The sequence below is a fragment of the Thalassospira sp. SN3W genome, from assembly GCF_038070535.1.
Lineage (GTDB): Bacteria > Pseudomonadota > Alphaproteobacteria > Rhodospirillales > Thalassospiraceae > Thalassospira > Thalassospira xiamenensis.
Genome location: NZ_CP121124.1, coordinates 3,412,000 through 3,430,006 on the forward strand (window position 1 = coordinate 3,412,000; position 18,007 = coordinate 3,430,006).

The following is an 18,007-nucleotide window of genomic DNA, read 5'->3' on the forward strand; positions in this document are numbered from 1 at the left end:
AGATAGAAACGGGCGGTGCCAATGGTGCCGCCCGTTTTCTTTTGGTTTTATCGCGGCAGCGAAATATTTCAAAATTCATCATATTTCCGCCAAGGTTGCGCGTAAATCCTGATCACCCTACTTTCTGTCGGGTATCCAGGGTTCTGTCCCTGACCCTAACCAGACTGTTTTCCGCGCTGACCCGCTTTACGAAGAAAAGAGAGAGTTCGACGTGCAGGCACGATTGATTGCGACCGTCATGACCGGGATCATGATTGTATCAGGGGCCATGTTTGGCCAGATTGGCGTAGCATCCGCACAGGATCGGCGTCTGCCCGAAAGCCAGACCGAAATAAAGATGTCGCTGTCGCCGCTGGTGAAGCAAACCGCGCCGGCCGTTGTGAACATCTATACCAAAAAGGTCGTCACCACCCAGCAACGAAGCCCGTTTTTCAACGATCCGTTCTTTCGGCAGTTCTTTGGCGAACGGTTTGGCGGGGCGTTTGGTGCCCCGCGCCAGCGGGTTGAACGGTCGCTTGGTTCCGGGGTGATTGTATCGTCGGACGGCACAATCGTGACCAACCATCACGTGATTGATGGTGCCAGCGAGATCCGCGTTGTTTTACATGACAATCGCGAATTCGATGCCGATCTGGTCGGTTCGGACGAACGCACCGACCTGGCTGTTCTGCGTCTGCGTGATGTGAAGGATGAATTGCCGGCCATCACGCTTGGCGATTCTGACGCGGTCGAGGTCGGCGACCTTGTCCTTGCCATAGGCAACCCGTTCGGGGTGGGGCAGACCGTGACCAGCGGCATCGTTTCCGCACTGGCGCGTGCCGGTGTGACCGGGCAGGATTATCAATCCTTTATCCAGACCGATGCCGCGATCAATCCGGGGAACTCCGGCGGGGCGCTTGTTGATATTGATGGCAATCTGATCGGGGTGAATTCGGCAATCTTTACCAAATCGGGCGGGTCAAACGGCATCGGTTTTGCCGTGCCGGTCAATATGGTCAAGGTGGTGATGCGTGGCCTGATCAGTGGCGATCTGCGTCGCCCGTGGCTGGGGGCGGCAGGGCAGTCGGTAACCGCCGATCTGGCGGCGTCGCTTGATCTGGATCGCCCGCATGGTGTTCTGATCAACGAAGTCCGCGATGGCAGCCCGGCGGATCGCGGCGGCCTTAAACCCGGTGATGTGGTGGTTGCGGTGAATGGTCTTCCTGTCGATAACCCCAACGAGCTTAAATTCCGCATTGCAACACTGGAACTTGATCACAATGCCGAGCTTTCCGTGCTGCGCAAGGGGCAGGAAGTGATGCTCCGGATGCCGCTTGAAGTCGCACCCGAACTGCCTGCGCGTGATGAAACCGAGGTCGAAGGCCGCAATCCGTTCAGCGGATCAAAAATCGCCAATGTGAACCCCGCACTTGCCGATGAAATTGGCATTGATACGCTGAGCAACGGTGTCATCGTCCTTGCCGTGCAGCGCGACAGCCTTGCGCGCCGTGCCCGCATTCAACCCGGTGATTATATCGTCGAGGTCAATGGTGTGCCGATTGACACCGTGGCCCGCCTGAAGGACGTTATCAAAGCCGGTGAACGCGGGCGGGACTGGTCCATTGCGGTCAAACGCGATGGCAAGGTTCTGACCGCTGAATTCCAGCTTTGATTCTTATCAGCCAATAGATAGACAGAACCGGGGATCATTCCCCGGTTCTGTCGTTTTTGTCGCTGACAATCGATAGCGGCAGATGGTCGATCTGGCTTTTCATGATGCCGCTGATCTGGCCGTATCGGTTTTAAGAAACATCATCGCCAGACAGCTGAGTAAACCCAGCCCGACGGTCAGAAGCACTGCCCGGACGCCATATCCGTCGATCAGCAATCCGAACAGAAACGGGGCGGCGGCCTGCGCAAAGCGCGACGGTGCCATCAGAAACCCCTGCCGCAGGCCATAGCCAACTGGCCCGAAGAGGGCAAGGGGCAAGGTCCCCTTGGCGATGGTCAGGATACCATTGCCCGCCCCATGCAGGCTTGTGAATATCATCCCGACGGGACCGGCAAAAACCAGCAGAAGCGATGCGCCAAGCGGATGGGCAAAGCCTGCTATCCTGGCCGAAATCAGTGGATGCATGCGTTGCAATACACCGAATTCCAGCAATCGTCCCGCGACCTGTGCCGGGCCGACGAGCGAGGCGGCAATAATCGCATCCGCCGTATCCATCCCCGAAATTTGCAACAATCGCGGCAAATGGGCGGCCATGGCGGTTGCGATAAACCAGCTTGCGGCGAAAATGAATGCCAGCAGGATCATCGGTACGGTGAAATATCCCGGCGTTACCGCCGTATCCGCTTTGACCCTGACATTATCGGGATTGTCAGCAGGGGCCTTGGCTGGGGCCATATGCTGGCCGTTTCCGGCCGGGATGATCAGGCGGTTTAGCGGCAACCCGACAAGCAAATGCATCGCTGCCCAGAAAAAGCAGGCGGCACGCCAACCATATTCGATTTCAAGCCCGGCCGATATCGGCCAGCAGATCGTGCTGGCAAATCCGGCAATCAATGTGATGCCGGTGATCGGCCCGCGTGCACCACGCCCAAAGATCCCGGCAAGGGTTGCGAAGGCCGCCTCGTAAAGTCCCATCGCCATACCGGCCCCGATGATGAGCCACGCCATGCACATGGCGATCATACCGTTCGACAGGCCAAGCAAACCAAGGCCAAGCGCGAAGACAAGGCTTGAAACCGTCAGGATATTGCGCCCGCCAAACCGGTCGATCCGCGCACCTGCCATCGGGCCCAGAAGGGCCGCAACCACAAGTGCCAGCGAAAAGGCACCAAACGCCCAGCCGGTCGGAATGCCGAATTCCTCTGCCATTGGGGCGGACAGAATGGCCGGCAGATAAAGTGTCGATCCGAACCCCAGTGTTTGTGCGCTGCCAAGTGCGATAATGATCGGCATTTTTTTGGGGGCTTTGGTCATGATTTGATGCCTCGATCATCGAGGTATGATGGCCTGAAAAAAGGACTACTCACAGCATGCCTTTCCCTGTTGCGGGGAAACCGGTGCGATGCCGGTCTGGATCGCATCCCGGCTGGCAAGGATATGCCGGGTCACATCCATCCATGCCTCGGTCGCGACCCGGAATGCATCGCGCCCCTTGTCGGTCAGATCGTAAACCTTGCGCTGGCGGCCCTGAACGACTTCGGGGTGCGATGTCAGGTATCCACCGGCCTCGAATTCGTTCAGAACCGGATAGACGGTTCCTTCGGAAGGGGAACAGCAGCCATTGGTGGTTTTTTCGACGGCCTGAACGACCTCGTAGCCGTGCATCGGCTTGCGATGCAAAACGCACAGCACGAAAAACTTCGACAAGGACATTTTGATTGTGCCCTGCCAATAGGAACGGTCAGTATAATCGGCAATCTGTTTCACGTCGGTGTTTCACGTCGGTGTTTCCGGCTGGTTTGACGGCGCGAACCGTATACCTCGATGGTCGAGGTGTCAATATTCTTGCCTTATCGCTATAAACCGGTCGATGTTCGTGATAAGTTCCGCGCAAAACCGGTCGCAAGATAACAATAGGAACATCTGCCCGATATGGCGTCACTGTTTGAAAGTCAGGCATCCCGGCCCTTGGCCGACAGGCTGCGTCCGGCCAAGCTGGATGAGGTTGTCGGACAGGGGCATCTGTTCGGGGATGAGGGACCGATTACGCGCATGATCAATACCGGGCGTGTGCCATCGGTCATTCTTTGGGGGCCGCCGGGCTGCGGTAAAACGACGCTGGCGCGCCTGATGGCCGATGTTGCCGATATGGCGTTCGAGCCCTTGTCGGCGATCTTTTCCGGGGTTGCGGACCTTCGCAAGGTGTTTGACCGGGCACGCGGGCGGCGGGCAACCGGGGCATCGACCCTTTTGTTCATTGATGAAATCCACCGTTTCAACAAGGCACAACAGGACAGCTTCCTGCCGTTTGTTGAAGACGGCACCATTACCCTGATCGGGGCGACAACCGAAAACCCCTCGTTCGAGCTGAACGCGGCGTTGCTGTCGCGCTGTCAGGTGCTGGTGCTTAAACGCCTCGATGATCAGGGGCTTGAAGAGCTTCTGGTGCGTGCGGAAAAGGAAATGGGGTTCGAGCTGCCCCTGTCGCCCGAAGCACGGGTGACGCTGCGCGCCATGGCCGATGGGGATGGCCGTTATTTGCTGAACCTTGCCGAAGAGCTGTTTTTGCTGCCGCCCAGTGACGATGGGCCGCTTGGCGTTGCCGAACTGTCGCGTACCGTGCAAAAGCGCATGCCGCTTTATGACAAGGGCGATGACAGTCATTATAACCTGATCAGTGCGCTGCATAAATCGGTGCGGGGGTCGGACCCGGATGCGGCCCTGTACTGGTTTAATCGGATGCTGGCCGGGGGCGAGGACCCGAAATTCGTCGCGCGCCGCATCACCCGGATGGCGGTCGAGGATATCGGACTTGCCGATCCGCAGGCGCAGCAGATTTGTGTTGGTGCGTGGGAGGCGTATGAACGCCTTGGCAGTCCCGAAGGTGAACTGGCGCTGGCGCAGGCGGTGATCTATCTGGCGCTGGCCCCCAAATCAAATGCCGGTTATGCCGCCTATAAACGATCATTGAAGGTCGCACGTGATACCGGGTCGCTGATGCCGCCTGCCCATATCCTCAATGCGCCGACCAAGCTGATGAAGGATATCGGCTATGGCAGTGGCTATGCCTATGACCATGATCAGGAAGACGGTTTTTCCGGGCAGAATTATTTTCCCGATGGCATGCGCCGCCAGAATTTTTACGAACCGGTCGAACGCGGTTTTGAACGTGATTTGAAAAAGCGGGTCGACTATTTCGATAAATTACGCCGGGAACGTCAAAAGCAGCGCGGCGAAGACTAATCGGCAGGTGTGTTGTTCTCTTTTGGTCAACAATCTGGTGAAAAGACATCGGATAATCATCGTCATGGAAACTGTTAAAGTCGGGGTAACAGAAACAAACCCGGACTTGGAGAATTCACATGACTTCGATCCTGCATATCAATGCCTCGGTTAACGGCGAAAATTCCAATTCGCGTCAGATCGCATCAAAGCTGATCGAACGTATTGTTGCCGCAACTCCGACTGCCAATGTTGTTGAACGTGACCTCAATGACAAATCGATCCCGGCCCTGACCGGCGAGATTGTCGGCGCGTTCTATACCCCGGCTGAAAACCGTACCGAGGCACAGAAAGACGTGATCGCCGTTTCCGACAAACTGGTTGCCGAGCTTCAGGCATCCGACGTCGTTGTGATCGGTGCGCCGATGTATAATTTCTCGGTCCCGTCGACGCTTAAGGCCTGGGTTGACCTGATCGCCCGTGTCGGTGTGACCTTCAACTACACTGAAAATGGCCCGAAAGGCCTGCTTGAAGGCAAGAAAGCCTATATCGTTGTTGCCACCGGCGGTGTTCCGGTCAACAGCCCGGCCGATTTCGCGACCCCGTATCTGAAACAGGTTCTTGGTTTCGTCGGTATTTCCGATATTGACGTTATCGATGCATCCGGTTTCGCGGTAAACGCCGAAGAAGCCATGGAACGTGCGATTGCCAATGTGGCTGCTGCACCGCTTCCGACGGCGGCATAACGCCTACCCCTGTTGCATTGCCCGCGGGAAATCGATCATCGCAATCCATCCCCCCCCGTTGCGGTCCATTGGTTTCCCAAAAATGCCCGAACGAGCATCTCGTTTGGGCATTTTCGTATTTGTTAACTTGACGAATTACAGGAATTAACCGGTATTTAGGGAGTCTTGCGTTACAGCAGGGCACGCAAAACGGGAACGGGGAATTTTTGTGAAACGCGTAGCGATTGTACTGGCATGGCTTCTGTTTGTCGGCGGACTGACATTTGCCGTAATCCGTTTCAGCGGATTGCTCGACAGTATGTTGATGGCAGATGAGCCGGCAGACATCAGTCTGGGACCGGATATCGACCTGCCGCAATCACCGACCTATTTCCTGGTCTGCCCGCCGGATGCCTGCCCATCGACCGATCGCAACGTGCCAAGCCCGGTATTCGATGCATCGCCCGATACCGTCGCAACCGCCTTGCAGGCAACCGCGGGCGCACAAGGCATGAAACTTGTCGAGGGGAATGGATTGGCGCTTGAATTGCGCTTCCTTGCCCGGACGCCTGTTTTCCGTTTTCCCGACTGGGTTGATGTCAAGGTCATTCCCGGTGAAAATGGCGGCAGCCGCGTTTTTGCCTATTCCCGATCCGTCTATGGCAGTGACGATTTCGGCCAGAATGAAAAACGCCTGAAATCATGGATGGCGGCAACCGTCGCCCTGATTGGCCGGCAGGCCGCGCCGCAGAACTGATTGTTCGTTTGCGACGGGGTTTGGTTGGTGTACCGGAATGCGACCCGCCCATGATGTTTTCACACGTGACTTTTCAGAACTGAAAGACTAGGTTCCGCGCCATGCAATTTTCACCGTTGTTTATCGCATCCATCGCATTGGGCGGGGCTATCGGGGCGGTTGCCCGATATGGTGTTTCGGCCCTGATGGGGGCGACACTTGGTCACGGATTTCCATGGGGGACTTTGACGGTCAATATCGTCGGCTCCTTCCTGATGGGACTTCTGATCGAGCTTTCGGCGGTCAAGCTGTCGCTCAGTCCTGAAATGCGGGCCTTCCTTGTGACCGGCTTTCTGGGGGCGTTTACAACGTTTTCGACTTTTTCGCTCGATGTCGCGACCTTATATGAACGCGGTAATATCGGCCTTTCTGGCCTTTATGTCGCGGTTTCGGTCTGCGTTGGCATCGCAGCATTGTTCGGCGCAATCGCGCTGGTAAGGGGAGTTCTGCAATGAGTGGCGTCACTCTGCGCAAGGTTAAGAATGACGAAGCCGAAATGCGGCTGGATCGCTGGTTCAAACGGAACTGCCCGGAATTTACCTTTGGGCAGGTTCAGAAGTTCCTGCGGGGTGGTCAGATCCGTGTTGATGGCAAACGTGCCAAGGCCGGTCAGCGCCTTGAGCCCGGTCAGGAAGTCCGTGTTCCCCCCGCGCCGGTCATGTCGGGCGGCGGTATGGGGCCATGGGCGGAGGGCAATTACGATGCGGCCAATGCGGCCCAGCATGTAAAATCCGGCCCGGCCAAATCGAACGCGACCGAGGAAGAACTTCAGGCGCTGCGCGATTCCGTCATTTTCTATGACGAAGTGGTTCTGGCGATCAACAAGCCCGCCGGTCTGGCGGTGCAGGGCGGGACCAATACCGACCTTCATGTTGATGGCATGCTTGATGCGTTAAAGCTTGATAGCAAGGAACGCCCGAAACTGGTGCATCGTCTTGATAAGGACACCAGCGGCGTGCTGTTGCTTGCACGGTCGGCATCGGCGGCCAATGCCCTGACCAAGGCATTCAAGGACAAGACCACGCGGAAATTGTACTGGGCGATTGTATCGGGTGCGCCCGATGAACGCGAAGGTCTGATTGATGCCCCGCTTGCCAAACATGGCGGCAAGGGCGGTGAAAAGATGGTCATCGACGAAAAAGAAGGCAAATCGGCCCAGACGATCTATCGTCAGTTGGCCCGTGCCGGACGCCGTGCGGCGTGGCTTGCCCTGTCGCCGCTAACCGGTCGTACCCACCAGCTGCGCGCGCATTGTCAGGCGATGGAATGCCCGATCCTTGGCGATGGTAAATATGGCGGGGCCAAAGCGTTTCTTGATGGACTGTCAAACCAGATGCATCTGCATGCGCGCGCGATTGACTTTCCCCATCCGGTGACCGGCCATCGCGTCGTGATCGAAGCCCCGGTGCCCGAACATTTCAGCGCAACCATCAAAGCGCTGAACTTTGATCCGAAAACGCCAACCAAATTCCTGACGCCGGAAATCCACCGGGAAAAGGAAATCAAACCGAAACCCAAGGCAAAGCCGTCCCGGTTGCGGAAAAGATAACGGATGCGTTCAGTGTCCGAAACGCGAAAAGCCGACGCAGTGCGTCGGCTTTTTCGTCCCTGTCAACGGCGTTGATGACAATCGATCTTTAAGGGCGCGCGACCATTTTGTCGAAGCGGTTGATAAACGCATCATGAACCCGGCGCAGATGTTGGGCGTGGACCGTATTTCCCGTACGTTCGCACATTTCCGCCTGGCTTTTGATCATAATAGCAATCCGTTTGCGCCCCCGTGGGGTGTGCACCATGCTTTCGCCTTCCTCAAGGGCGGTCAGAAGGGGGATGTGTTCACACTCGGCAATCGCGAGGATTTCCTCCTCGCTCAGATCGCTAAAATCGATGCAGTCCCGCAGTGTGAGCATGTTCAGCCTCCGCAGTTTGCGTGCTAACAGGATCATCCTAACCCTACCTTGGGGTGTTCGAAAGCGTGTTGAAATTTACCATTGGTTTCCATTGCTTGCCGCAGAGCAAAAAATGCGTCGACTTTGCATGGGCTAGAGACTCGATCTTTGGCGGACTTTGGAATAGTCTCCGCCGCGATATGAACAGAACTGGATGACTTTTGATGGCGAACGATCCGCTCAGGCTTGTGGTTTTTGATTGTGACGGTACGCTGGTTGATAGCCAGCATGCGATTGCGCATTGCATGGATCATGCCTTTGCCGCACATGACCTTGATTGCCCCGGCCTTGAAAAGACACGTACCATCATCGGTCTGAGCCTGCCTGAAGCGATCCGCAAGCTTGCCGCACCGGGCATGATCGATGACGCAATTATTGAAGGCGTCACCGCGGCCTATAAGGCGGCATTCTTTGAATTGCGCCAGACCCCGGATTTTTACGAGCCGCTTTTCCCCGGTGTGCGCGAAATGCTGGCCGCACTGGATACGCGCAACTGGCTTTTGGGGGTTGCGACGGGCAAGGCGCGCCGCGGTCTTGATGCCGTTCTGGCGCGCAACGCACTTGAAGGCCGGTTCGTTACCCTTCAGACATGCGACAATCATCCGAGCAAACCCCATCCGTCGATGTTGCATGCGGCCATGGATGAAACCGGTGTGGATGCGCCCAATGCGGTGATCATTGGCGATACCGCCTATGATATCGAAATGGGCCGGGCGGCGGGGATGCTGTCGATTGGTGTCAGTTGGGGCTATCACGATATTGAAACGCTGAACAATGCCGGGGCGCATGCCGTGATTGATCATTTCGATCAGCTGCCCGGATTGCTGGAAACCATGTGGGGAACTGGCCGCGATGCTGCCTGAAGCCGATCACAAAGATGACGATCTGAAACCGATCCGGGTGGAAATCACCGTTCCGGTCGAACCGGAATACGCGTTCGAGGCATTCACCAATGGCTTTGGCAATTGGTGGCCGACCGACAGCCATTCGCTGGCGCGTGAAAACTGCAAATCTGTCGAAATCAATCCGGGCCTTGGCGGCAAGATTGTCGAGCATGCCAAGGGCCGCGATCCGGTGGTCTGGGGCACTGTCGATATCTGGCAGGCAGGCGAACATGTTGCCTTTACCTGGCATCCGGGCTGGGAAGAAGGGGCTTATACCCGCATTAGTGTCACGTTCGAACAGAATGCCTTTGGCCGCTGTGTGATCCGGCTCAAGCATTGGGACTGGGAAAATCTGGGCGAAATCGCCCCGATGGTCCGCGACGGCTATGAAAGCGGCTGGAAATATGTTTTCGAACAGTGCTTTGCCAATTACCTGACGGCCAAGCGCCACTGACTGCTTTTTAAAGCAGGCCATATTCCATCAAATCGCGGCGCAGGCGGATCGGGTCACGGAACCAGTGGGTGGCAAAGCCCATTTCGCGCGCCTGCTGGATATTCTTTTCGCTGTCATCGATAAACAGGGTTTCGCGCGGATCAAGCTTGAACCGCGCGGCGGTCAGATCGAAAATCTGCGGGTCGGGCTTGGCCAGTTTTTCCTGACCCGATACCAGAATGCCTTCGAAATGGCTTAGGAAACCGAACCGTTCAATCGCATGCGGCCAGGTATCCGCCGACCAGTTGGTCAGCGCAAACAAACGCACATTGCCGCGTGATTTCAGTTCTTCAAGAATATGAACGGTGCGGTCAATCGACCCCTTCATCATTTCCGGCCAGCGGTCCATCCATGCCGCGATCTGGTCGCTATATTCCGGATAGCGATGCTGAAGATCGGGTATTGATTTGGTAAAGCGAAGCGCACCCTTGTCATGCAGGAAATTCCAGTGCGGATGACAGATTTCTGTCAGGAAACGTTCCATTTCGGCATCATCTTTGAAAATCTTGCGATACAGATGCCGTGGATCCCAATCGACCAGAACGCCGCCCAGATCAAAAAGAACCGTTTCGATAGTACGCATGATTTCCTCGGATGATTGGGAACGGGATCGACGTTTGGCTGTTAAAGCAGGCAACAGCAGACAGGGCAAGGGGACATTTGCATGACAATTGCCAGGATGGCGGTACAAAGGGTTGATCTGTAACGGGTTTGAGTGCGTACTCTTTGGGGTGACAGGGATTTATGACGCGCGCGTGATTTGCAAATTCTTCGCTTCTTGCGAAATGATGACGCTAAGAGCATCATGCAAAATACAACCTGATAAAACGCCTGATCGTAACCAGACAGAGGAGGCTTGAATATGTGCACGCTTGACGGATGTGGCGTAAACGACCATCTCGGCCCGCCGCCGAAGGCCACGGATGAAGATCGCCGTCTGTTCCTTAAAGGCGCGGTTGCCTTGCCGCTTGCGGTTATTCTGGCCGATCCGATTTTGGCCCATGCCGCCGGATCGACATTGTCCCCCGTGACCATCACCACGCCGGGCGGGGAAAAAATGACCGCCGAAATCGCCATGCCGGCAACCCTTCCGGCCCCGACCGTCATTCTGATCCATGAATGGTGGGGCCTGAATGATCAGATCCGCGCGGTTGCGGCAGAATATGCCAAGCAGGGCTATATCGCGCTTGCGGTTGATCTGTATGGTAAGCCGCCCGCAACCTCGGCCGACGGGGCAAAGGCGCTGATGTCGGCAGTCAATCCGGCGATTGCCACCGAAAAATTGCAGGAATCCGTCAAATTCCTTAAAAATCACAAGGATTCAACCGGCAAGGTGGGAACGGTTGGCTGGTGCTTTGGTGGTGGCTGGTCGCTCAATACCGCGCTTGCCGCCGATGTCGATGCGGTTGTTGTCTATTACGGCAATGTCAAAAAGACCGCCGAGCAGGTTTCAACCCTGAACGCGCCGCTGATGGGGCATTTCGGCACCCTTGATAAAAGCATCAACAAATCGATGGTCAACGGGTTCGAGGAATCCCTCAAGGAAGCCGGGAAAGCCGACTATCAGATTTTCTGGTACGAAGCCGATCACGCCTTTGCCAATCCGACCGGCGGCCGTTATGACGCCGAGGATGCCAAACTGGCGTGGGAACGCACGATGGGTTTCTTTGACGCCCATCTGTCCTAAGGCTTTATCGCAATCGCCAGAACATCAAAAGGCCGGGGTTTTCCCGGCCTTTTGCGTGCCCAAGCGGTGCGATCTTAATTGGTCGGATTTCCGCGATTGGCCCATTTGGTGGACCGGCGTTCGATGATGTTAAACAGCTCGTACATCGCAATCCCCATCACCGCGATCACCAGCAACCCGGCAAACACCAGCGGCATGTTGAATTTCGACGATGCCGACAACATCAGATAGCCAACACCAAGGTTTGATGCGACGGTTTCGGAAATCACCGAACCGACAAAGGCCAGCGTGATCGCAACCTTGAGCGATGCAAAGAAATAGGGCATCGCACGTGGGAATCCTACCTTGATCAGAATATCGCGCCGGGTCGCGCCAAGGGATCGCAACACATCGCGCAATTCCGGTTCAAGCGTTGCCAGTCCCGTCGCCACATTGACAACAATCGGGAAAAACGAAATCAGGAATGCGGTGATGATCGCGGGCACCGTACCGATGCCAAACCACATGACAAGAACCGGGACAAGTGCCACCTTTGGCACCGAGTTGAACCCGACCAGAAGCGGGTTGGCCGCGTCATAAACCGCCTTGCTGGACCCGACAAGCGCGCCCAGAACCACACCAAACACGACCGCAATGGCAAAGCCCGCCAGGGTCGTATAAAGCGTATGAACCGCATGCATCCAGATCGCACCGCGGAAATCCCAGCCGACCATGATGCTTTCCGACGGGGTCGGCAGGATATAGACCGGAATATTGAAAATCCGGACAATCAGTTCCCAGATCACGAAAAGCCCGATTGCACTGATCCAGGGGGTGGCTTTGGACAGGTCTTTTTTCTTGGCCATGATGCTTTCAACCTTCCCTTATGCCGCGCGCACGTCACGGATGTGACTGCGCAATTCGTGGACCAGATCGGTGAAGGGCTGCGTGAATGTCGTTTCCTGATCGCGCGGGCGGGGCAGGGTGTTTTCACGCTGGACCAAAATCGTACCCGGGCGCTTGGACATCACATAAATCGTATCGGCGAGATAGGCTGCTTCGCGCAGATCATGGGTCACCAGGATCACGGTAAAGGGCCGCACCATCCAAAGATTTTGCAGGATGTCCCAAAGCTCTTCGCGGGTGAAGGCATCAAGGGCACCGAACGGCTCGTCGAGCATCAGAAGATCGGGTTCATGGATCAATGACCGGCAGAGCGATGCGCGTTGCTGCATCCCGCCTGACAATTCCCACGGGTATTTGTTTTCTTGGCCTTCAAGCCCGACACTGGCCAGAAGCTTTCGCGCGCGGTCTTCATATTCGGCACGGTGCTTGCGCAGGCGGTTGCGATGCGGCTTGACGATTTCCATCGGCAGCAGGACGTTATCAAGGGTCGTTCGCCACGGCAGAAGGGTCGGGTTCTGAAACGCCATGCCGACGATCTTAAGCGGCCCGGAAACTTCCTTGTTATCGACGATAACCGTGCCTTCGCTGGGCGGCATCAATCCTGATACCAGTTTCAGCAGCGATGACTTGCCACATCCCGAAGGTCCGACAACGGCAATGAATTCGCCCTTGTTGATCTTCATGTTTGTTGTTTCCAATGCCAGATCGTCACCTTCGCTGTAACGAAGCCGGACATTGTCGAGTTCGACAAAGCTTTTCGACACGGCAGTCATCCCCCTGCGTATCCTGATGATTTATTATGTGTCGGGGCCGGTTTGCCCGGCCCCGTTTGCGTGGTCTGGCGTGGCAGTTATTTCAGCATCCGGTCTTTATCGCCGGGCATGAAAATGTCGGTGAAGATATCCGCAACGGTTGGCTTGTTTTCAATGCCAAATGCCAGGCTGACCTGGTCAATCGCCTTGTTCATGCGGTCGGTCTTGATCTGGCCCATGCCTTCTTTAAGCGTCACCTCGGTGACGACATTGTCATCAATCGTCATCTGAAGGCGCTGCAATTCAAGGGCCGGGTCAATCAGCGGATCGGTATCCTTAAGGGCCGCAATGGCTTCTTCGGGGTTGGCAATCGCATCACGCCATCCCTTGACGACCGCACGCAGGAATGCGCGCAGTTCTTCCGGATGGTTTTCCATCATGTCGGGCGATGCAATCATCGCATTGCCATAGAAATCCATGCCGTAATCGAAATATTTGAAAACGGTCAGATCATCCTTGGAAATGCCCTGTGCCTGAAGGTTCAGGATTGATGTGAAATAGTGACCGGTGATCGCATCAACGTCACCACGCACCAGCATCGGTTCGCGCAGCGGCGGGTCCATGCTTTCCCATTTGACATCGTCAAGCTTAAGCCCGGTTGCCTGTGCAAAGGCCGGGAAAAGTTTGCGCGATGCATCGAAAACCGGCGCGCCCAGCGTCTTGCCAATCAGGTCTTCGGGCTTGGTGATGCCGCTTTTTTTCAGCATGAACAACGAAAACGGCGGGCGGTCATAAACCATGAAGACCGACTTCATCGCGCGATCCGGGTTCGATGCATTGAATTCCAGCATCGAGTTGATATCGGCAAAGCCGACATCATAGGCGCCGCTGGCAACGCGTGTGATCGAACCGACCGATCCGTTCCCGGAATCAATCGTCACATCAAGGCCCTCGTCGGAGAAATAGCCCTTTTTCTTGGCCAGCACATAGGGGGCTGCCGGGCCTTCGAATTTCCAGTCGAGTGTAAATTTGATCGCCATCTGGGCCATGGCGGATTGCGCACCAAGTGCAACGGCAATGCCGACGGTCGCGCCAAGTAGCCGCGCTTTAAGTCTCACCATTAATGAAGCCTCCTGTTTCGGGTCTTTTTGACGACCCATTGACCGAATGATACCCCTGATCGCACAGCAATGCCTGTGCCAAATCCCTTTTTTGCCGGTTTTCCTGATATGAAGGGACTGTTACGGGCAGAGTACGGTTGTTTAATAAATGGTCAATGGGGTAAATTGATCAAAAATTATACAGAAATTCTTGATAATCGCCTTTGAACATGGCGGTCCAATCAAATCGCTTGCACATGGAAACGGATTTGGGCATATCGCCATCATGCTTACAAAATCGATCAAACGTTTTTACAAAAAAGCCGAAGCCGTGCGCGACGAAGATGCGCAGGGCTGGCGTATCCATCTGGACGGAAGGCCGGTAAAATCGCCGTCCAAGGCCGAATTCGTGTTGCCGGCGGAACCGTTGGCGCATGAAATTGCGGCCGAATGGGATGCGCAGGGGGAAAAGGTTCTGCCGACCACGATGCCGATCATGCAACTGGCCGCAACCGCGATTGACCGCGTGCGCCCGCACCGGTTTGGCGTGATTGCGGAACTGACCGGATTTGGCCGGTCTGACCTGTTATGCTATCGCGCATCCTTCCCCGATGACCTTGTCCGCCAGCAGGCCGAAGCATGGCAGCCGTTGCTTGACTGGGCGCATCATGAACTGGGTGTGTCGCTTAAAGTGACCGAGGGCGTGATGCCGATCTCGCAGGAAGACGAGGCCCTTCTGCGTATTCAGGACGAGATCGAGGCACTTGATGATTACTACCTGACAGCCCTTCACACCCTGACGACGGTGTCGGGATCGGTGATCATCGGGCTTGCGACCCTGCGCGGCCGGATCAGTGCCGAGCAGGCGTTTGAGGTTTCCCAGCTTGATGAAAGCTATTCCATCGAGCATTGGGGTGCTGATGCCGAGGCGGTTGCGCGCCGCGAACGTCATCGCGCGGAACTGCTGGCCGCGGGGCGGTATCTTGATCTGATCGGGCAGCGATAAACATTCGTTGCCCTGATCAATTCATCCATTTCGCGATCATGCGATGCTGTACGGCGGCCTGTGCCGCCATCCGGTAATAGGACAGCAATTCGCGCATTGGTGATGACATCCGGTCAAAACCGGAAATGAACGCGACAATAATCCCGACCGATGTTTCGCCTTTGATCGCAAGATAGCCGCCCACAATCAGCACCGAAAGCGGGGCAAGCGCATTAAGCAGATTGATCAGGGTTTTCATTCCGAACTTGAGGATGAAAAACCACATGCGGTTGTTATAAAGGTAACTGATGCCGCTATGGATCGGGTCCAGAAGTTCCTTGTGATCGTCATCTTCGCCAGGGTGGAGTTCGCTTAGTTCGTCGCTGACTTCGCGCATTTTTTCCACGCGCTTTTCAATCAGCCGGTTGATCTGTTTTTGAATGACCGGCACCAGCGCGATTTGCGGGATCAGCGCCAGAATACCGATCAGTCCGATGATCGGCTCGACACTGACCATATAGCCAATTCCGAAAATCAGCATCCCCGCATTCACGACCGGCTGCGACAATCCATCGCCCACAAAGCCGCCCAGTTTTTCGATTTCCGATCCGATGATCGAAACTGCCCGGCCATTTTCGCCTTCGCCATTGCCGGTGCGGTCTTCGGCATAAAGGCGGCTGAGATGGCGGCGGTTGTGGCGGATCGCACTTTCACTGAGCCAGCCTTCATACATCCGAAGCATGAATTTGGTCGCCGAATGAACCACAACAACCGCCAGATAGATCACCGCCAGCATGGTCAGAAGCGACATATCCTGTTTGCTGATCGCATCGTCGACCAGGCGGCGTTGCAGTTCCAGCGGCACGATGCCAAGGGCCGCCACCGATATGGCAATCAGGCATACAACGATCTGGTGTCGGCCGCTCATAAGCCAGATATAACGCCATAAGGATTGCGCAGGGCGATTATCGCCGGTGGATTTCGGCTCGTGCGGGCGGATGCGAAACAGCTTCATGAAAGGACCGTTCTGATGGATATCATAAGGCCTTAACGCGCCAGAAGCCGTTTGGTGCCCGGCTTGTCCTGAATATTGGTATTTGTCGACCTGCTTCTAGACTTTAGTCCAGCCCGTCCTCACATATCGCAATGACGTTAGGGAAATCAGGCCTTTACAGGCTATTTTCATCTTGTGCCAGACTGTGAAAAATAATTGGCATTCCAGTACCGAATAATGCTATTCCAAATCATCATTCAGATTGCATCACCGGCATGACCATCGTCATGAACGCATTCCGGGCGGCCCAAAGTAAGGATCACGCAATATGCAGGATATTATCGCCAAGCTCGAAGTCAAACGCGCAGAGGCGGCCATGGGCGGCGGTCAGCGCCGCATCGACAATCAGCATGCCAAGGGCAAATTGACCGCGCGCGAACGGCTTGATGTTCTTCTTGACGAAGGCTCGTTCGAGGAATGGGACATGTTTGTCGAACATGATTGCGTTGATTTCGGCATGCCCGAAAACCGCATTCCCGGCGATGGCGTGGTCACCGGGCATGGCACGATCAATGGTCGGTTGGTGTTCGTCTTTTCCCAGGATTTCACCGTATTTGGCGGTGCGCTTTCGGGTGCCCATGCGCGCAAGATCTGCAAGATCATGGATCAGGCGATGAAAGTCGGCGCGCCCGTGATCGGGCTTAACGATTCCGGTGGGGCGCGTATTCAGGAAGGTGTCGAAAGCCTTGCGGGTTATGCCGATGTGTTCCAGCGCAATGTCGAGGCATCCGGCGTTATCCCGCAAATTTCCCTTATCATGGGGCCGTGCGCCGGCGGGGCAGTTTATAGCCCGGCCATGACCGACTTCATTTTCATGGTCAAGGACAGTTCCTATATGTTCGTGACCGGCCCCGATGTGGTCAAAACCGTCACGCACGAGGAAGTCACCCACGAGGAACTCGGCGGGGCGATGACCCATACCAGCATTTCCGGGGTGGCCGATCTGGCGTTTGAAAACGATGTTGATCTGTTGTTGCAGACCCGTCGTTTCATGGATTTCCTGCCGCTATCCAATAAGGAAAAACCGCCCGCACGCCTGTGCGAAGACCCGATCATGCGCGATGATTTCTCGCTTGATACGCTGGTGCCGGAAAATCCCAACATGCCTTATGACATGAAGGAACTGATCACAAAGGTCGTCGATGAAGGCGACTTTTACGAAATTCAGCCCGATCATGCCAAAAACATCATCATCGGCATGGCGCGCATGGATGGCCGCACGGTCGGCATCGTTGCCAATCAGCCGATGGTTCTGGCGGGCTGTCTTGATATCGCCAGTTCGAAAAAGGCCGCGCGGTTTGTACGGTTCTGTGATGCCTATAATATCCCGATTGTCACCTTTGTCGATGTGCCGGGCTTCATGCCGGGAACCGCACAGGAATATGGTGGCATCATCAAGCACGGTGCCAAACTGCTTTATGCCTATGCCGAAGCGACGGTGCCGAAGGTCACCGTGATTACGCGCAAGGCTTATGGCGGGGCCTATGACGTGATGGCATCCAAGCATCTGCGCGGTGACGTCAACTATGCCTGGCCGACCGCCGAAATCGCGGTGATGGGGCCAAAGGGCGCGGTGGAAATCATTTTCCGGGCCGATATGAACGATCCCGAAAAGATCGAGGCCCGCACGGAAGAATACCGTGAAAAATTTGCCAACCCGTTTGTCGCGGGGCGCAAGGGTTTCATTGACGATGTCATCATGCCGCATGGCACGCGCAGGCGCGTGTGCAAGTCGCTTGCGATGCTGCGCAACAAGGACATCAAAAACCCGGCCCGCAAACACGGCAACATTCCGCTTTAACGCCGCGACAATCCATTGGGGAG

19 protein-coding genes are annotated in these 18,007 nt (G+C 55.8%); 11 read left to right on the forward strand and 8 right to left on the reverse strand.

Going from position 1 to position 18,007, the window contains the following annotated elements; translation table 11 throughout:
- Nucleotides 1-211: 211 nt before the first annotated feature.
- Complete coding sequence (locus P8T57_RS15585) at nucleotides 212-1,651, forward strand: DegQ family serine endoprotease (RefSeq protein ID WP_007091481.1); 1,440 nt, start codon at nucleotides 212-214, stop codon at nucleotides 1,649-1,651.
- A 99-nt stretch (nucleotides 1,652-1,750) separates the two neighbouring features.
- Here P8T57_RS15585 and P8T57_RS15590 read toward each other — a convergent pair whose 3' ends face one another.
- Both P8T57_RS15590 and P8T57_RS15595 read right to left on the reverse strand, forming a co-directional pair.
- Nucleotides 1,751-2,965, reverse strand: coding sequence for an MFS transporter (locus tag P8T57_RS15590; protein ID WP_037990964.1), 1,215 nt, complete (start codon nucleotides 2,963-2,965; stop codon nucleotides 1,751-1,753).
- Nucleotides 2,966-3,010: 45 nt separating this feature from the next.
- Nucleotides 3,011-3,418 (reverse strand): PadR family transcriptional regulator, encoded by a 408-nt coding sequence (locus P8T57_RS15595; protein WP_083379383.1) that lies wholly within the window; start codon nucleotides 3,416-3,418, stop codon nucleotides 3,011-3,013.
- A 165-nt stretch (nucleotides 3,419-3,583) separates the two neighbouring features.
- Here P8T57_RS15595 and P8T57_RS15600 point away from each other — a divergent pair, with 165 nt between their 5' ends.
- The 5 genes from P8T57_RS15600 to P8T57_RS15620 all read left to right on the forward strand — a co-directional run bounded on the left by P8T57_RS15600 (nucleotide 3,584) and on the right by P8T57_RS15620 (nucleotide 7,943).
- Nucleotides 3,584-4,894, forward strand: a complete 1,311-nt coding sequence (locus P8T57_RS15600; RefSeq protein WP_037990961.1) for a replication-associated recombination protein A — start codon at nucleotides 3,584-3,586, stop codon at nucleotides 4,892-4,894.
- Between the two features lie 119 nt (nucleotides 4,895-5,013).
- Nucleotides 5,014-5,619 (forward strand): NAD(P)H-dependent oxidoreductase, encoded by a 606-nt coding sequence (locus P8T57_RS15605; protein ID WP_341363605.1) that lies wholly within the window; start codon nucleotides 5,014-5,016, stop codon nucleotides 5,617-5,619.
- A gap of 208 nt (nucleotides 5,620-5,827) precedes the next feature.
- A complete protein-coding gene (locus tag P8T57_RS15610; RefSeq protein ID WP_051682309.1) occupies nucleotides 5,828-6,355 on the forward strand; it encodes a DUF1499 domain-containing protein in 528 nt (175 codons plus the stop codon).
- Between the two features lie 101 nt (nucleotides 6,356-6,456).
- Nucleotides 6,457-6,849, forward strand: coding sequence for a fluoride efflux transporter CrcB (gene crcB, locus P8T57_RS15615; RefSeq protein ID WP_007091475.1), 393 nt, complete (start codon nucleotides 6,457-6,459; stop codon nucleotides 6,847-6,849).
- Complete coding sequence (locus P8T57_RS15620; protein ID WP_037990960.1) at nucleotides 6,846-7,943, forward strand: RluA family pseudouridine synthase; 1,098 nt, start codon at nucleotides 6,846-6,848, stop codon at nucleotides 7,941-7,943. The genes crcB and P8T57_RS15620 overlap by 4 nt, the downstream gene beginning before the upstream one ends.
- A gap of 88 nt (nucleotides 7,944-8,031) precedes the next feature.
- Here the strand turns inward: P8T57_RS15620 and P8T57_RS15625 are convergent, their stop codons facing one another.
- Nucleotides 8,032-8,304, reverse strand: coding sequence for a hypothetical protein (locus tag P8T57_RS15625; RefSeq protein WP_007091473.1), 273 nt, complete (start codon nucleotides 8,302-8,304; stop codon nucleotides 8,032-8,034).
- A 203-nt stretch (nucleotides 8,305-8,507) separates the two neighbouring features.
- Between P8T57_RS15625 and P8T57_RS15630 the strand changes: the two genes are divergently transcribed.
- Entirely contained in the window at nucleotides 8,508-9,206 is a 699-nt protein-coding gene (locus P8T57_RS15630) for an HAD-IA family hydrolase (RefSeq protein WP_341363606.1), read from the forward strand.
- Nucleotides 9,196-9,681: an SRPBCC domain-containing protein gene (locus P8T57_RS15635; RefSeq protein WP_341363607.1), complete on the forward strand. Its 486-nt coding sequence runs from the start codon at nucleotides 9,196-9,198 to the stop codon at nucleotides 9,679-9,681. Before P8T57_RS15630 ends, P8T57_RS15635 begins: the two co-directional genes overlap by 11 nt.
- 7 nt (nucleotides 9,682-9,688) lie before the next feature.
- On the opposite strand, the gene P8T57_RS15640 is transcribed toward P8T57_RS15635, so the two are convergent.
- A complete protein-coding gene (locus tag P8T57_RS15640) occupies nucleotides 9,689-10,303 on the reverse strand; it encodes an HAD family phosphatase (RefSeq protein WP_341363608.1) in 615 nt (204 codons plus the stop codon).
- Nucleotides 10,304-10,582: 279 nt separating this feature from the next.
- On the opposite strand from P8T57_RS15640, the gene P8T57_RS15645 reads away from it, so the two are divergent.
- Nucleotides 10,583-11,407 carry a dienelactone hydrolase family protein gene (locus P8T57_RS15645; RefSeq protein ID WP_341363609.1) on the forward strand — a complete coding sequence of 275 codons (825 nt, stop codon included), beginning with the start codon at nucleotides 10,583-10,585 and terminating at the stop codon, nucleotides 11,405-11,407.
- A 74-nt stretch (nucleotides 11,408-11,481) separates the two neighbouring features.
- Here the strand turns inward: P8T57_RS15645 and P8T57_RS15650 are convergent, their stop codons facing one another.
- The 3 genes from P8T57_RS15650 to P8T57_RS15660 form a co-directional block, all read right to left on the reverse strand.
- Nucleotides 11,482-12,252, reverse strand: coding sequence for an ABC transporter permease (locus tag P8T57_RS15650; RefSeq protein WP_037990952.1), 771 nt, complete (start codon nucleotides 12,250-12,252; stop codon nucleotides 11,482-11,484).
- Nucleotides 12,253-12,270: 18 nt separating this feature from the next.
- Complete coding sequence (locus tag P8T57_RS15655; protein ID WP_220150879.1) at nucleotides 12,271-13,065, reverse strand: ABC transporter ATP-binding protein; 795 nt, start codon at nucleotides 13,063-13,065, stop codon at nucleotides 12,271-12,273.
- Nucleotides 13,066-13,142: 77 nt separating this feature from the next.
- Nucleotides 13,143-14,165, reverse strand: a complete 1,023-nt coding sequence (locus P8T57_RS15660) for an ABC transporter substrate-binding protein (RefSeq protein WP_007091466.1) — start codon at nucleotides 14,163-14,165, stop codon at nucleotides 13,143-13,145.
- Between the two features lie 265 nt (nucleotides 14,166-14,430).
- On the opposite strand from P8T57_RS15660, the gene P8T57_RS15665 reads away from it, so the two are divergent.
- Nucleotides 14,431-15,150, forward strand: coding sequence for an ATP12 family protein (locus P8T57_RS15665; RefSeq protein WP_240478834.1), 720 nt, complete (start codon nucleotides 14,431-14,433; stop codon nucleotides 15,148-15,150).
- Nucleotides 15,151-15,166: 16 nt separating this feature from the next.
- Here the strand turns inward: P8T57_RS15665 and P8T57_RS15670 are convergent, their stop codons facing one another.
- Entirely contained in the window at nucleotides 15,167-16,144 is a 978-nt protein-coding gene (locus tag P8T57_RS15670; protein ID WP_341363610.1) for an ABC transporter ATP-binding protein, read from the reverse strand.
- A gap of 307 nt (nucleotides 16,145-16,451) precedes the next feature.
- Between P8T57_RS15670 and P8T57_RS15675 the strand changes: the two genes are divergently transcribed.
- A complete protein-coding gene (locus tag P8T57_RS15675) occupies nucleotides 16,452-17,984 on the forward strand; it encodes a carboxyl transferase domain-containing protein (protein ID WP_007091463.1) in 1,533 nt (510 codons plus the stop codon).
- The last annotated feature ends 23 nt before the right edge of the window (nucleotides 17,985-18,007 follow it).